The organism is Aeromonas sp. 600774, from assembly GCF_049175075.1.
Taxonomy (GTDB): domain Bacteria; phylum Pseudomonadota; class Gammaproteobacteria; order Enterobacterales; family Aeromonadaceae; genus Aeromonas; species Aeromonas veronii_A.
Genome location: NZ_JAAKUJ010000010.1, coordinates 92061 through 106950 on the forward strand (window position 1 = coordinate 92061; position 14890 = coordinate 106950).

The 14890-nt window shown below is 60.2% G+C and carries 13 protein-coding genes; 11 read left to right on the forward strand and 2 right to left on the reverse strand.

The features are described from left to right. Nucleotides 1–93: 93 nt before the first annotated feature. The 8 genes from G5171_RS12395 to G5171_RS12430 all read left to right on the forward strand — a co-directional run bounded on the left by G5171_RS12395 (nucleotide 94) and on the right by G5171_RS12430 (nucleotide 8542). Nucleotides 94–852 carry a DeoR/GlpR family transcriptional regulator gene (locus G5171_RS12395; protein ID WP_005337538.1) on the forward strand — a complete coding sequence of 253 codons (759 nt, stop codon included), beginning with the start codon at nucleotides 94–96 and terminating at the stop codon, nucleotides 850–852. Between the two features lie 317 nt (nucleotides 853–1169). Then, on the forward strand, nucleotides 1170–2657 hold the full coding sequence (glpD, locus tag G5171_RS12400; RefSeq protein ID WP_421260244.1) for a glycerol-3-phosphate dehydrogenase: 1488 nt from the start codon (nucleotides 1170–1172) through the stop codon (nucleotides 2655–2657). Nucleotides 2658–2761: 104 nt separating this feature from the next. After that, complete coding sequence (gene glpQ, locus G5171_RS12405) at nucleotides 2762–3850, forward strand: glycerophosphodiester phosphodiesterase (protein ID WP_005337531.1); 1089 nt, start codon at nucleotides 2762–2764, stop codon at nucleotides 3848–3850. Between the two features lie 218 nt (nucleotides 3851–4068). Then, nucleotides 4069–4551 carry a serine protease inhibitor ecotin gene (eco, locus tag G5171_RS12410; protein ID WP_005337529.1) on the forward strand — a complete coding sequence of 161 codons (483 nt, stop codon included), beginning with the start codon at nucleotides 4069–4071 and terminating at the stop codon, nucleotides 4549–4551. A 298-nt stretch (nucleotides 4552–4849) separates the two neighbouring features. Then, nucleotides 4850–5221, forward strand: a complete 372-nt coding sequence (locus tag G5171_RS12415) for a DUF413 domain-containing protein (RefSeq protein WP_005350885.1) — start codon at nucleotides 4850–4852, stop codon at nucleotides 5219–5221. After that, complete coding sequence (hdfR, locus tag G5171_RS12420) at nucleotides 5221–6093, forward strand: HTH-type transcriptional regulator HdfR (protein WP_040067774.1); 873 nt, start codon at nucleotides 5221–5223, stop codon at nucleotides 6091–6093. Before G5171_RS12415 ends, hdfR begins: the two co-directional genes overlap by 1 nt. 171 nt (nucleotides 6094–6264) lie before the next feature. Continuing rightward, on the forward strand, nucleotides 6265–7206 hold the full coding sequence (locus G5171_RS12425) for a hypothetical protein (protein ID WP_421260245.1): 942 nt from the start codon (nucleotides 6265–6267) through the stop codon (nucleotides 7204–7206). 145 nt (nucleotides 7207–7351) lie between these two features. Further along, a complete protein-coding gene (locus G5171_RS12430; protein ID WP_182937729.1) occupies nucleotides 7352–8542 on the forward strand; it encodes an amino acid aminotransferase in 1191 nt (396 codons plus the stop codon). 126 nt (nucleotides 8543–8668) lie between these two features. Here the strand turns inward: G5171_RS12430 and G5171_RS12435 are convergent, their stop codons facing one another. Then, nucleotides 8669–9172 (reverse strand): DUF2062 domain-containing protein, encoded by a 504-nt coding sequence (locus G5171_RS12435; RefSeq protein ID WP_335819671.1) that lies wholly within the window; start codon nucleotides 9170–9172, stop codon nucleotides 8669–8671. Continuing rightward, the gene (locus tag G5171_RS12440; RefSeq protein ID WP_005350890.1) at nucleotides 9166–9684 is read right to left on the reverse strand and encodes a DUF2062 domain-containing protein; all 519 of its coding nucleotides are present in this window, start codon (nucleotides 9682–9684) and stop codon (nucleotides 9166–9168) included. Before G5171_RS12440 ends, G5171_RS12435 begins: the two co-directional genes overlap by 7 nt. A gap of 27 nt (nucleotides 9685–9711) precedes the next feature. Between G5171_RS12440 and G5171_RS12445 the strand changes: the two genes are divergently transcribed. The 3 genes from G5171_RS12445 (at nucleotide 9712) to lpxK (ending at nucleotide 14776) form a co-directional block, all read left to right on the forward strand. Next, a complete protein-coding gene (locus G5171_RS12445; RefSeq protein ID WP_421250358.1) occupies nucleotides 9712–11913 on the forward strand; it encodes a DNA internalization-related competence protein ComEC/Rec2 in 2202 nt (733 codons plus the stop codon). A gap of 104 nt (nucleotides 11914–12017) precedes the next feature. After that, nucleotides 12018–13781: a lipid A ABC transporter ATP-binding protein/permease MsbA gene (gene msbA, locus G5171_RS12450; RefSeq protein ID WP_075115539.1), complete on the forward strand. Its 1764-nt coding sequence runs from the start codon at nucleotides 12018–12020 to the stop codon at nucleotides 13779–13781. Continuing rightward, nucleotides 13781–14776: a tetraacyldisaccharide 4'-kinase gene (lpxK, locus tag G5171_RS12455; RefSeq protein ID WP_421250356.1), complete on the forward strand. Its 996-nt coding sequence runs from the start codon at nucleotides 13781–13783 to the stop codon at nucleotides 14774–14776. The genes msbA and lpxK overlap by 1 nt, the downstream gene beginning before the upstream one ends. Nucleotides 14777–14890 lie beyond the last annotated feature (114 nt).

The window sequence follows — 14890 nt, forward strand, 5'->3', positions numbered from 1 at the left end:
CTCAGCTTATTGATCCCAAAGGGGATCAGGTAAACTGCCAAAAGGCCCCGCATCTGCCGGGGCCTTTTTTTGTCTCATCATCGGAGTGCAAGCGTGAAGCAAACCCAACGACATCTGGAGATCCTGGACGTCCTGACGCGGCAGGGATTTGTCTCGACCGACGATCTGGTGACCCACTTTGACGTCAGCCCCCAGACCATTCGCCGGGATCTGAACGATCTCGCCGAACAGAACAAGATCCGGCGCCATCATGGCGGTGCCTCCCTGCATTCGAGTACCGTCAATACCGCCTACAGCGCCCGTAAAGTGATGCAACTCAAGGAGAAAGAGCGCATCGCCCGCGAGGTCGCGGCCAATATTCCCGACGGCTCATCGCTCTTTATCGACATAGGCACCACCACCGAAGCCATTGCCCGCGCTCTGCTCGATCACCGCGAGCTGCGCATCGTCACCAACAACCTCAACGTGGCCAGCATTCTGACGGCCAAGGATGACTTCACCGTCATCATCGCCGGTGGCGAGATCCGCAACCGCGATGGCGGCATCGTGGGGGAGGCGACCCGCGACTTTATCGGTCAGTTTCGCATGGACTATGGCGTCATCGGGATTTCGGGGATCGACAACGACGGCTCCCTGCTCGATTTCGACTATCACGAGGTGAAGATTGCCCAGGCCATCATCGCTCACTCCCGTCAGGTGTTCCTGGCCGCCGACCACACCAAGTTCGGTCGCAATGCCATGGTCAATCTGGGCAATCTCAGCCAGATCCACGCCCTCTTTACCGATCAGGAGCCACCGGAAAAGCTAGCGCGATTGATGGCGCAACACCAGATCGCCTGCCACATCTGCTGACGGCGAAACACGCCAAGGCTGTGCCGGTCGCCCGTCAGGGCGGCCTCCTTTCTTTTTTTGTCTCCCATTCCAGCACTCATCTCACCCCTTTATAGGTATTGCCAAAACCACTATTCAATCTGGTTTTTTTGGCTATTAACTCACCGATGTTGGCCCGACGCCATTTGCTCAGCTGACCTGTCCTCTTTGCCACCTCTGGCGGGCTGTGGCGATCACACTTTCACCATAAAATGTTCGTTTGTTGTATTTTCATGTTCTAAAATGAGCGAAATCAAACATTGCTGTTATAGCAATCATAAAAATGAAAGTAGGTGAACATGAGCGAACATTATGATCTGGTCGTCGTCGGTGGCGGCATCAACGGGGTCGGCATCGCAGCCGATGCGGCAGGACGGGGTCTGAAGGTTGCCCTGTTTGAGGCGCAAGATCTCGCCTCTGCCACCTCGTCCAACTCCAGCAAGCTGATCCACGGCGGTTTGCGCTATCTCGAGCATTACGAATTCCGGCTGGTGAAAGAGGCATTGGCGGAGCGGGAGGTGCTGCTCGGTATGGCGCCTCACATCGCCCGTCCCATGCGTTTTCGCCTGCCGCACCGCCCGCACCTGCGTCCGGCCTGGATGATCCGCGCCGGTCTGTTCCTCTATGACAATCTGGCCAAGCGCGACAAGCTCAAGGGGAGCTGTGGCGTGCGCTTCCTGCCGCAAGATGGCTTGACCGCGGGGATCAACAAGGGGTTTGAATACTCGGATGCCTGGGTCGATGACGCCCGGTTGGTGGTGCTCAACGCCATGATGGCCCGTGACAAGGGGGCCGACGTGCAGACCCGCACCCGTTGCATCAAGGCGGTGCGCGGTTCCAAACACTGGACGCTCACTCTGGAGCGGGAAGGGGGCGAGCAGTTCACCGTCACCTGCCGTGGTCTGGTCAATGCGGCGGGCCCCTGGGTCAAGACCTTCTATGACGAGAGCCTGCACGAGAAATCCCCCCGCGGCATTCGCCTTATTAAAGGCAGCCACATGATAGTGCCGCGCATCCATGAGCGCGAAGAGGCCTATATTCTGCAAAACGAAGACAACCGTATCGTCTTCGTCATCCCGTATCAGCAGGACTACTCCCTCATCGGCACCACGGATGTGGAACATCACGGCAGCCCGCGGGAAGCGAAGATCAGCGATGCCGAGATCAATTACCTGTGCAAGGTGGTCAACGCCCACTTCACTCGCCAAATTGCGCCGCAAGATGTGATCTGGACTTACGCCGGGGTGCGTCCGCTCTGTGACGACGAGTCAGACTCGCCGCAGGCGGTGACCCGCGACTACACTCTCGAGCTCTCTGGCGAATCGGATGGTGCGCCGCTGCTCTCGGTATTTGGCGGCAAGCTCACCACCTATCGCAAGCTGGCGCAGGCTGCCTGCAACAAGCTCAAGCCCTGGTTCAGCCAGATGGGGGATGACTGGACGGCGACCAGCCGTCTGCCGGGTGGCGAGTTTGACTGCTCGGTTCGCGAGCTGGCCCGCGCCTTTGCGCTGGAGTTTGACTGGCTCGATGATCGCAGCGCCCTGCGCATTGCCGAGGCCTATGGCGCCCATGCCCGTCTCTGGCTGAAAGAGGATCGCGGCATTCACTTCGGTGGCGGTCTCTACGAGTCGGAAGTGCGCTATCTCATCGAGCGGGAGTGGGCCTGTTCACTGGATGATATCCTCTGGCGCCGCAGCAAGCTGGGGCTGCGCCTGAACGACTCAGAGCAGCAGATGCTGCAGATCTGGCTCGACCAATACCATCAGGCTCTGCGCAAGGCGAGCTGATGTGTGACGGTGGGCAGTACGCTGCTGCCCACCGCTTTTCACCGTAAATATGCAACAAACCTCTGATAGAACAATTACCTACACAATAATAAAGAGCATCACATATGAAAAAACTCGCCGTTTCCCTCATCGCCTTGAGCCTTGGGGCATCCCTCTCATTACCCGTGTTGGCTGCCGATGAAGGCAAGGTGGTGATCGCCCACCGTGGCGCTTCCGGCTACCTGCCCGAGCATACTTTAGAGTCCAAGGCGCTGGCCTATGGCATGGGGGCCGACTATCTGGAGCAGGATCTGGTGATGACCAAGGATGACCAGCTGGTGGTGATGCACGATCACTTCCTCGATGGCATCACCGATGTGGCAGCGCGCTTCCCTGGTCGTGCCCGTCCGGACGGTCGTTACTATGTAGTGGATTTCACCCTGGATGAGGTGCGTTCCCTGCGTATGACCGAGCCATTCCAGCTGGTGGATGGCAAGCAGGTGCCGGTCTATCCGGCCCGCTTCCCGCTCTGGAAGTCAGACTTCAAGATCCACACCTTCCAGGAGGAGATCGAGATGATCCAGGGGCTCAACAAGAGCACCGGCAAGAACATCGGGATCTATCCGGAGATCAAAGCGCCCTGGCTGTTCCGTCACGAAGGCAAGGATATCTCCAAAGCAGTGCTGAAGGTGCTCAAGGAGTACGGCTACACCGGGAAGGACGACAAGGTCTATCTGCAGTGCTTCGATGCCGATGAACTCAAGCGCATCAACAGCGAACTGATGCCCGCCATGGGTATGGATCTGAAACTGGTGCAGCTGATGGCCGAGACCGACTGGAACGAGACCATGGTTTACGATGCCAAGGGCAAGGCGACCCCCTACAACTATGACTGGATGTTCAAGCCGGGGGCGATGAAAACCATCGCCAGCTATGCCGAAGGGATTGGCCCGTGGAAGCCGATGATCGTCACCGAACCGGGCACTTTGGGCAAACCGGTCTTCACCGGCATGGTAAAAGAAGCCCACGCTGCGGGCCTGAAAGTTCACCCCTATACCTTCCGTCAGGATGAGGGGCAGATCCCGGCCTATGCCAAGGACTTCACCGATCTCCTTAACATCTTCCTCTATCAGGCCGATGTGGACGGGGTGTTCAGTGACTTCCCCGACAAGGCGGTGGCCGTCATCAAGGCCCATCAAGAGGCGGCCAAATAGCACTCTGGCGCCATTTGAATGCAAAGCGAGGCCAATTGGCCTCGCTTTTTGTTTCAGGTTCCCGCAACGGGAGTGTGCGCCCTGTCAGAAAATAGCCAGATCACGTCATGGTGTGCCGGATCTGCATCATTTTACGCAGTTTTTACGTAGCAGATCGCTGGCATGAAATCGGCAGAGCGGTTAGTCTAGCGGCGTTGAACCAACCCCATGAGGTACAGATGAAAACCGTATTGCGTTTTAGCCTGCTGGGCGCCTTGTTGCTGGGTGGCCATGCCTTCGCCGCCGAGCCGAAAAAATTTGATATCAGCATGTTCCCAGCCGCTGACGTGAATCAGGAACGTGTGGTGATCCGCCTGCCTGAAGTCGAGAAAGAAGCCGACATGATGGTCGAGCTGCAGGTCGGCAAAAAGATGATGGTTGATTGCAACGTACCGCGTTTTGCTGGCAACCTGGAACAGCACAGCGTCAAAGGCTGGGGCTACAACTACCTGAAACTGGGCAAGGTCTCCGACCCCATCAGCACCCTGATGATGTGCCCGGATAACCAGCAGAAAGAGACCTTCGTCCAGATCTACGGTCAGGGCTTCTTTGTGAACTACAACTCAAAACTGCCGTTCGTGATCTACGTGCCGCAGGAGTATGAAGTGCGCTACCGTCTGTGGCGTGCCGACAACCTGGCCCAACCGGCCATGATTGAGTAAGCATGTTTGAACCAAAGGTTCAGCTGGTTCACCTGATGTGATAAATAAAGCGCCGTATGGCGCTTTATTTTTGCCTGCACAGTCCAGAAAGTGACGTGCAAATTGGCTGCACGTTTACATAAGTTTATTATTTATCAACGTTTTTTGTGTGTTATGCCACAAAATCGGCGTCAGCTATGGGGCAAAGTGACTTCGATAAAAGATATTTATTAACATAGTGAGAAAATTGATTTTGCACTCGGCGATGGCCTGATGATACTTGCCCGCAAAGGTCAAACTAACCAGAAAAAAGAGCACTATGAGCTTCGAATCAGACAAGCGTTTCAACGACTTCAAACATTTTCCCCGTGGCCTGCGTCGCAGTGGCGAATTCACTGTGGCCGAAGCGGACAGTCTGGAAAAGTATGGTACCGCCATGCTGGCACTCTACCAGGGCAACCTTGCACCCCGTGATGATGTCGAGTCAGCCTTCGTCGAGCAGGTCAAATCCGGCGAAGCCGGTGCCAACCCCCATGCCAAGGTGTGGTTCAAATACCTCAAGGTGATCGGTCCCAAGCGCGTTCATCGCCTCTGCACTGTCGTGGGCGGCGCCAGCGAAGAGAGCAGCGGTGGCGGCAGCTTTGATGTCGGTGGTGGCAGCGGCGGTGGCAGTGACGAGTCCATCGATTAATGGATACCGAGCTGCTTCGGACCTTTATCGAGGTGAGCAAGACCCGGCATTTTGGCCGGGCTGCTGAAAATCTCTACCTGACCCAGTCGGCGGTGAGTTTCCGGATCCGCCAGCTAGAGCAGCAACTGGGTGTCAGTCTGTTTGCCCGTCATCGCAACAACATCCGCCTGACCGCCTCCGGTGAGCGTCTGCTGCCCTACGCAGACGCCATCTTGCACACCCTTGGCCGTGCCAAGCAGGATGTGGCGCTCTCACCTGGATTCAGCCAGCAGTTGGCCATCGGCGCGCCCGCGGTGTTTTGGGAGCTCGATTTCAACGACTGGCTCAACCACATCTATGCGCTGGCGCCCGGTTTGGCGGTACGGCTGGAAACAGCCTCCCGCGAGCACCTATGCCGCCAGTTGCTGGAGCGCTCCCTCGATCTGGCCCTGCTCTCCGAGCCCACCAAGATCGACGAGATTGCCCTGCATCCCATCGGTGAGCTGGTGTTCGAGCTGGTGAGCCGGGATCCGGCCGCCAATGCCGACAACCTGATGCAGATGCCGCACATCCACCTCGACTGGGGCACCAGCTTCGAGCCGCAACCCAGCCGCTTGCAGAGCCTGCAAAAGACCCCGGTGCTGCACTCCAGCTCCGCCAGCATGGCGTTGCAGTTTGTGCTGGCCAACGGTGGCGCTGCCTACCTGCCACGGCGGATGGTCAGCCCCTTCCTCGAGAAGGGCACGCTCCATCTGGTGGAGGGGGGGCAGCCGCTGAGCCGTCCGCTCTATCTCGCCTATCTGGAGAAATCCGATCGCCGGGAGCTGATCGATCAGCTTCTGACCCTGCCACTGGGTTGGCACGACGCCGAACTGCGCCTCAACGTCGAATAACCGTCGAGTGTTATCCAAGAAAGAGCCCACCCCACGGTGGGCTCTTCTGTTTGGGGAAAATTGCAGGGAGCGAGGTCACGTAATTGGCGCGGGAGGCTTGGCGTCATCGGCCTGTAACGGTACCTTTTCAGGCTGTTTATCCGATTGAGCACTGACAGGGATGGATTGTAATTGATCGACTTTAGTCACCCCGAATGGCGGGCGCTGGCGCAGCAGTTGCTGAGTCACTCACCTGTGGTGATCCGTGGCCGCCAGTGGCAACCACTGGTAGGCCTGCTCAAGGATAACCAGCTGCTGCTCGCCCATGGCAGCCACAGCTATGAGCTCACCCCGGCCGGACGGCGCTATCTCACCCGCGAGCTGATGCTGGCCGAGATCGCCACCGCCCCCCCCGAGCCCGAGGAGTGGTTACATGCTCAGGGCTGGCAATTGGGGGAGCAGGTCAACGAGCGGGTGCTGGCGGCGCTCTATCGCAAGAGCGAGGTGAACTTCACCCCCAACGAGCAGATCGATTTCGAGGACAAGGGGATCCGGCTCTGTGCCGATCAGCTGTTGCGCTTGCGCGCAGCCCAGCCGTTCAGCCTCTTTTTCAGCGGCGGCACCCTGATCGACGTATCCCCCTGGTTGCAGGCGCTGGGGGAGGTGGCCCTACCCGAGCGCACCCTGGCGGGTCTTGGCAAGATCCTGTGGGGGGAGGGGAGTATCGAGCGGGTGATCACCACAGACAGCGTCGGCGCCTTTGCCGAGCTGCCTCTTGAACCCGGCACCTTGCTGGTGTGGGCCCCCCCATCGGCTCCTCTTGCCTTGCAGCAGGTGGTGGCCGCCTTGCCCCCCAATGTGCTGTGGAGTCATCTCACCGCCCTCGACCCTGCCGGGGTGGATCGGTTGCAGGCGCTGGCCCAGCGCTTGGGTCGTCCGGCCAGCTGGTGGCTGCCTCGTGATCTGGCCCCCATCCTCAGCGCATATGCCCAGCCTTTGACTGAGGCTCGGCACTGGGAGCCGAGCCGGATTCCCAAGTCATTGTTAGCAGTTTGTAGCGGTTTGGTTGAGTCCAATGGTGGCTTGTCGGCCGAGGTGTGCGCGCTGGCACCAGCGTGGCATGCCGTTGGTTGAAATTGGCCCGAAAGCGAGCCAAAAAGCGGTTTTCCCCCATTGAACGCGGTGATATAAAGAGTTGACGAAGCGCTCGCCAGATGAGCGCTTTTGTTTATCAAGCCGCTTTGCCACCCAACGAACTCAACGGAATACAGGGAATACCATGTTTGAAAAGGTTGTTGCCGCCCCAGCGGATCCGATCCTGGGCCTGACCGAAGCCTTCCGTGCTGACTCTCGCAGCCACAAGATCAATCTGGGCGTAGGGATCTACAAGGACGAGTCCGGTGCCACCCCCATTCTTCACTGCGTCAAGAAAGCCGAGCAGAAGCTGCTGACCGACGAGAAGACCAAGAACTACCTCGGTATTGAAGGCAATATCGAATATGGCCGTATCGTGCAGCAACTGCTGTTCGGGCAGCATTCTGCGCTGGTTGCCAGCGGTCGTGCCAAGACCGCCCAAGCGCCGGGCGGTACCGGTGCCCTGCGTATCGCGGCCGAATTTGTGGTGCGCAATGGTCTGGCCAAGACCATCTGGATCTCCGATCCCACTTGGGCCAACCACGTCAGCGTATTCCAGGCCGCGGGCCTGACCGTCAAGTGGTACAAGTACTACGACGCCGCCACCAAGGGGCTCGACTTTGCCGCCATGCAGGCTTCGCTGGCCGAAGTGCAGCCGGGTGAGCTGGTGCTGCTGCACGGTTGCTGCCACAACCCGACCGGTATCGATCCCACTGCAGAACAGTGGCGCGCGCTGGCCAAACAAAGTGCTGCCGCCGGCTGGTTGCCGCTGTTTGACTTCGCCTATCAGGGTTTTGCCCGTGGTATCGAAGAGGATGCCGAAGGCCTGCGTATCTTCGCCGAATGCCATGACGAGCTGCTGGTGGCGAGCTCTTTCTCCAAGAACTTCGGCCTCTACAACGAGCGGGTCGGTGCCTTCACGCTGGTCAGCGCAACCAAAGAGATCGCCGATGTGGCCTTCACTCAGGTCAAGACCGTGATCCGTGCCAACTACTCCAACCCGCCGTCACACGGCGCCGCTGTGGTCACAGCCGTGGTGAGCGATCCGGCTCTCTATGCCGAGTGGGTCGAAGAAGTGGCCGCCATGCGGGTGCGTATTCGCGAGATGCGCGAGCTGCTGGTAGAGAAGCTGGCTGCCCTCGGCGTGAGCCAGGATTTCAGCTTTATCCGCGAGCAGAACGGCATGTTCTCCTTCTCCGGTCTCTCCAAGGATCAGGTTGAACGCCTCAAGAGCGAATTTGCCATCTATATCGTCGGCTCCGGCCGGATCAGCGTAGCCGGTATTACCCGCGCCAATATCGATCCCCTGTGCGAGGCGATCGCCAAGGTGCTGTAATCGCATCGCCTGATGCTCTGGCACTATGCAGCACTATGCAGCACTATGCCATAAAAAAGCCCGTCACCTTGGTGACGGGCTTTTTTGATCGTCAACGGCTGATCGCCAAACAAGGCTAAGGGCGGCTCAGTGGTGGCGGGCACCTTGCCACAGTTTGCGCAGTTGCAGCAGCAGCGCGGTCAGGGCGCCGCCGCTCAGGGCGGTGAGCACCGCCAGCAGCAGGCTGCCGAGCAGGAACGGGGGCACCAGGGTCGCCGCTTCCTGCTCCAGCCAATGGAGGGTCCAGGTAAGGTGGAAGGGCTCCGGCGTCTGGTGCAGCACCAGACAGCCGGTGCGATAGGCGTAGAGATACATGAATGGCAGGGTCAGCGGATTGTTGAACCAGACTGCCAGCAGCGCCAGCGGCAGGTTGAGGCTGAATGCCAGCGCCAGACCGACTGCGATAAGCGAGTGCATCGGGATGGGGAACCAGCAGGCGAAGATCCCGGCTGCTACCGCGCCGCTCAGGGCGCGGGTTCCCCCTTGCCAGAGTGCTGGGGCAAGCAGTCGTTCACCAAACAGGGCAAACCACTTCTGCTGGCGCAGGGTATCGGGATCGAGCTTGAAGCGGGCAAACCAGCGACTCAGCATGGGCGGGCCATCTTGCGTTTTTGCCACTGGCGCACCGTGCTGATCCGCCAGAAGGTGCGGATCAGGGTGTAACCGATAAGAGAACTGAGCAGGGCCAGGATCAGCGAGCCCAGCAACAGCGGCGGTGCCACTGTGCCCAGTACCGAGACCAGCCACTCCCAGGTGAATTCAATCTCTATCTGCTGCGCTGAATGTCCCAGCAGCTGGCAACCCACCAGATAGGCGCCATAGAGCAGGGGCGGCATGGTAAAGGGGTTGGAGAGCCAGACCAGCGCCACCGAGAGCGGCAGATTGACCCGGCACAGGATGGCGCCTCCGGCGGCCAGCAGCATCTGGCAGGGGAGCGGCACCCAGGCCATGAAGAGGCCCACCGCAAAGGCCCCGGCGGCCGAGCGGCGGTTGAGGTGCCAGAGGTTGGCATCGAGCAGCAGTTTGCCGAACAGCCGCAGGTGCTTGTGTTCTTTCAGGGTTTGCTGATCGGGCATCCAGCGTTTAATGAGTCGTTTGGGCATATTGAAACCTTGCTAAATACTTGCTCCATGGATCTGCGTCTGTTGTCGTTTGCCCTGGGGGCAAGCTCCTCACTGTTCTGGCCATGGTTACCTTCACTCGCATGGGGGGGCCTGTTGCTGTCCCTGCTGATCCCCCTTGCATATTGTCGTGCCTGGCGGTGGCTGTTTCTCCTGCTCGGCATCCTCTGGATGCAGGCCAATCTTGCCTATCGGCTGGCCTGGCTGGAGCGGTTGGGCGATCAGACGAGCCACATGATAACCGCACAGCTGCAAAGTGCAGAGCCCGAGGGGGATAAATTTGTCCGGCTGTTGCTGCGGGTGAGCACCCTCGACGAGCAACCGGTGACACCTGAGCCCCTGATCCGGGTCAATGCCTACAAGGCATTACCCACCATGACAGTGGGCAGCCGGATCACCCTGGTGACCTCGTTGAAACCGGCTCACGGTCTGGCCAACGAGGCGGGGCTGGATGGGCGGCGTCTGCTGCTGGGCAAAGGGATCACCGCCACCGGCAATTTGCGCCGGGTGATCGACATTCAACAAGCACCTGTGGGGTGGCGCGAACGCTGGTTGGGCGCGGCGACCGAGAGTTGGCGTCCGCTTGACCATGCTCCCTTGCTGGCTGCGCTCACTTTTGGCGAGCAGAGCGGCATCACGGATGCCCAGTGGGAGCTGTTTCGTGGCAGTGGTTTGACCCATATCATCGCCATTTCAGGGCAACACATCGCGCTGGTGGCAGTGCTCGGGTGGTGGCTGGGCAGGCTGTTTGGTCTGCGCGGCGCCATCATCACCTCCCTGTTGTTTGCCGCCGTCTACAGCGCGTTGGCCGGGTTTGCGGTGGCGACCGAGCGGGCCCTGATCATGGTGCTGGTGTGGAGTGTGCTGCGCTGGAGCCGGCGGGAGTGGCCGGCCTGGCGCATCTGGCTGTGGGCCTTTGTGGTATTGACCCTCTGGGATCCCTTCGCCCTCTATTCGGCCGGCTTCTGGCTCTCGTTTCTGGCGGTGGCCATCTTGCTGCTGGTGGGATATGTCCACGACAAGCCGGGGCTCTGGCAGATCCAGCTCTGGCTGCTGCTCGGTCTGCTGCCGTTGCAACTGGCGTTGTTCGAGGGGATAGCGCCCCTTGCCATGGTGATCAACCTGTTGGCGGTGCCGCTCTTTTGTATCGCTATCATTCCGCTGGTCCTGATCGGTGTGCTGCTTGCGCCGCTTTCCACCTCGCTTGCCTATGTCCTGTTCTGGCTGGCGGATCTGGGGCTCGGGTGGGTGCTGACGATCCTGAACTGGCTAGCCGATCAACTGCAACTGTGGTGGCCACTGCCCGGCTGGTGGCTGCCGCTTTGCACCCTGCTGTTGCTGCTCTGGTTCGCCGCACAGTGGCGCCCGGCACGCTGGCTGTTGCTACCGGGTCTGTGTGCGCTGTTGCTCACGCTCTGGCCAACACCTGCCCGCTGGCAACTGCGGGTGCTGGATGTGGGGCAGGGGCTGGCGGTGCTGATCAGCAAGGGGGAGCGTGCCATCCTCTATGACACCGGCGATCGTTATCCCGGAGGCTACAACATGGCGGATGCGGTGATCCTACCCCAGCTGAGCCATCTGGGGATCCGGGTCATCGATCGCCTCATCATCAGCCACAAGGATCGGGACCATGCTGGCAATCGCAAGCGACTGCTCAGCGCCATGCCGGTGCGTCACGAGCTCTCCTCTTATCCCTTCAGTGAGGGAACGACGCTCTGCCAGCGTGGGCAACAGTGGCGCTGGCAGGGGCTCTCGTTTGCAGTGCTCTGGCCCGAGCGCCCCGGAGGCGGGCGCAATAACGATGGCTGCGTGGTGCGTATCAGCGATGGGCAGCGCAGCGTGCTGCTGAGCGCAGATATCGAGCGGCAAGCCGAGCAGCGGCTGGTGGCGCTGGAGGGAGAGGGGTTGGCCAGCACCTTGCTGGTGAGCCCCCATCATGGCAGTCGCACCTCCTCCACGCCCCCGTTTGTCACGGCGGTGGCGGCAAAGGATGTGATCCACAGCGCCGGCTTTATGAATCAGTGGGGCTTTCCCCGTCCCGATGTGGTGGCCCGCTATCGGGATGCCCGCCAGTGGATCACCGGTCAGCAAGGGGCGATGCTGGTCGAACCCACTGCAGCGGGCTTGAGCGTCACTGCCGAGCGAGATTCAGGCCCTTGGTACCGACGCAGTGGCGAGTGGTGGCGACCGCGAGTGTGGTTTGAGCAATAATCGGCCATTTCTGCCGTGGAGGAATGCGATATAGGTGGCGGCGCTTGGTGTAAGCCTGCGCTTTGGCTAGAATAGCCCGTCATTTCCATTACTAACGGCTATTCATGCAACAAGAAACCTCACAAGAGAGCTGGCCAGTATTCAAACGCCTGCTCGGTTATGTCCGTGATCGCAAGCTGGGCCTGGTCGGTGGCATCATAGGGATGCTGGGCTACGCCGCCGTGGATACCACCTTTGTCTACTCCATCAAGCCGCTGATCGATCAGGGCATCAATGGCAACGACAGCACCGTTCTGAAATGGATGCCCTTCTTCGTCCTCGGCATCGTGGCCCTGCGCGGTGTCGCCAACTTTCTCTCCAACTACTGCATGGCCTGGGTCGGCAACCACGTGGTGATGCGTCTGCAACAGCAGGTGTTCAATCACATGGTGGCAATGCCGATGAGCTTCTTCGACCGTCAGAACACCGGTCATCTGCTCTCCAAAGTGACCTATGACGCCAGTCAGGTCTCCTCGGCGGCGAGCACCACGCTGGTGACCCTAGTGCGGGAAGGGGCGACCGTGGTCGGGCTGCTCGGCCTGATGTTCTGGCACTCCTGGCAGCTGTCAGTGATTTTCCTGGTGGTTGGCCCGCTGGTGGGGGTCATCATCGGCCTTATCAGCCGTCGTTTCCGCCAGATCAGCCGTCACATTCAGCAGGCGGTGGGGGATATCACCACCTCCACCGAGCAGATGCTCAAAGGGCACAAAGAGGTGCTGATGTTTGGTGGCCAGAAGGTTGAAGAGAAACGCTTCTTCCAGGTCAGCAACAACATGCGCCAGCAGACCATGAAGATGGTCGCTGCCGATGCCATCGGCAGCCCGGTGGTGCAGATGGTTGCCTCCATCGCGCTGGCTGCCTTCCTCTATGTAGCTACCATCGACAGTGTGCGCAGCGAGCTGACTGCCGGTACGTTTACCGTCATGATCACCTCCATGATGATGCTGCTCAAGCCGCTGAAAAGCCTGACCGACGTCAATAACCAGTTCCAGCGGGCCATCACTGCCTGCCACAGCCTGTTTGGCCTGCTCGACACCGAGCCGGAGCAGGATACCGGCACCCGCACTCTGGAGCGTGCTCGCGGCGAGATCGAGTTTCGCAACGTCACCTTCACCTACCCGACCAAGGATACCCCGGCGCTGCACAACGTCAGCTTCAAGGTGGAGGCGGGTAAATCGGTGGCGCTGGTGGGCCGTTCCGGCTCTGGCAAGAGTACCATTGCCAGCCTGTTGACCCGCTTCTACGACATCGATCAGGGCGAGATCCTGCTGGACGGCATCAACATCCGCGAATACAAGTTGAGCGAGCTGCGCAAGCAGTACGCGCTGGTCTCCCAGCATGTCCACCTGTTCAATGACTCGGTGGCCAACAACATCGCCTACGCCGCAGAAGACAAATACAGCCGCGACCAGATCGTGCAGGCCGCCCGTATCGCTCACGCCGACGAGTTCGTCAGCAAGATGAGCAACGGGTATGACACTGTGGTTGGCGAGAACGGTGCATCCCTCTCCGGTGGTCAGCGCCAGCGTGTTGCCATCGCCCGCGCCCTGCTGCGCGATGCGCCGGTTCTGCTGCTGGATGAAGCCACCTCAGCTCTCGATACCGAGTCCGAGCGCCACATTCAGGCGGCCATTGACGAGCTTTGCAAGGCCCGTACCTCGCTGGTGATCGCCCACCGTCTCTCCACCATCGAGAAGGCGGATGAGATCCTGGTGATCGACGAAGGTCATATCGTCGAGCGCGGGAACCACGAAGCATTGATGGAGCAGCGCGGCACCTATGCCCAGCTGCGCGCTATTCAGTTTGGCAACGCGGGAAGCAAGGCCTGATGCTGGAACGGCTCTGGTATCGCAAAAGTGGCTGGCGCTGGTTGCTGGCCCCCTTTGCCTTGCTGTTTGCCATCATCAGCGGCACCCGCCGCTACGCCTATCGTCACGGCTGGTGCAAGGGGTATCGCTCCTCCTTGCCGGTCATTGTGGTGGGCAATATTTCGGTGGGGGGCAACGGCAAGACGCCGGTGGTGGTCTGGCTGGTGGAGCAGTTGCAAGCCCGCGGCTATCGCCCCGGGGTGGTGAGCCGTGGTTATGGTGGCAAGGCGCCCCATTACCCCTATCGGCTGGATAAGACCAGCACCACGGCGCAAGCAGGTGATGAGCCGGTGCTGATTGCCCGGCGCTGCCGCTGCCCCGTGGTGGTTGCCCCGAAACGGGCCGACGCGGTACGACTGCTGGAGCAGAGCGGTGAGGTGGATATCATCATCACCGACGACGGTCTGCAGCACTATGCGCTGGCCCGCGACATCGAGCTGGTGGTGGTGGATGGCGCTCGCCGTTTTGGCAACGCCTGCCTGCTGCCGATGGGGCCGCTGCGCGAGCCGGTCACTCGTCTCAAACGGGTGGACGCCATCATCTGCAACGGCGGTGAACCGGGCAAGGGGGAGTACCCCATGCAACTGATCGCCGACACCCCGCGCCGGGTGCGCGACGATGCACCGCTTGCCGCCCCCTTGTCGGGGCCGGTCGATGCGTTGGCGGGGATCGGTCATCCGCCCCGCTTCTTTGCCACCCTGGAAGGGCTCGGCTACCAGCTGGAGCAGCAGGCCGCCTACGGCGATCATCACCCCTTCGATCGGGATGAGTTGGTTGGGCGCTTTGCCAGCAAGCCGCTGCTGATGACCGAGAAGGATGCGGTCAAGTGCCGCCCGTTTGCCCTCGATAACTGGTGGTATCTACCGGTCAGCGCCGAGTTGCCCGCCTCCCTGCTCGACACCCTGCTGCACAAGCTGGGGGCGAAGGCAAAGGGCGCGGCCAGGGCGCAAGATTAATCTCTCTCGCCTCGGCGGGGGAGCTGGGGGTTGATATGCCCCGTATGGAATAGCTGGTTGCTCGACATCCATCGCTGGCGTGATGAAGCCGCCAGCGCGACATCGTTGAAGGAG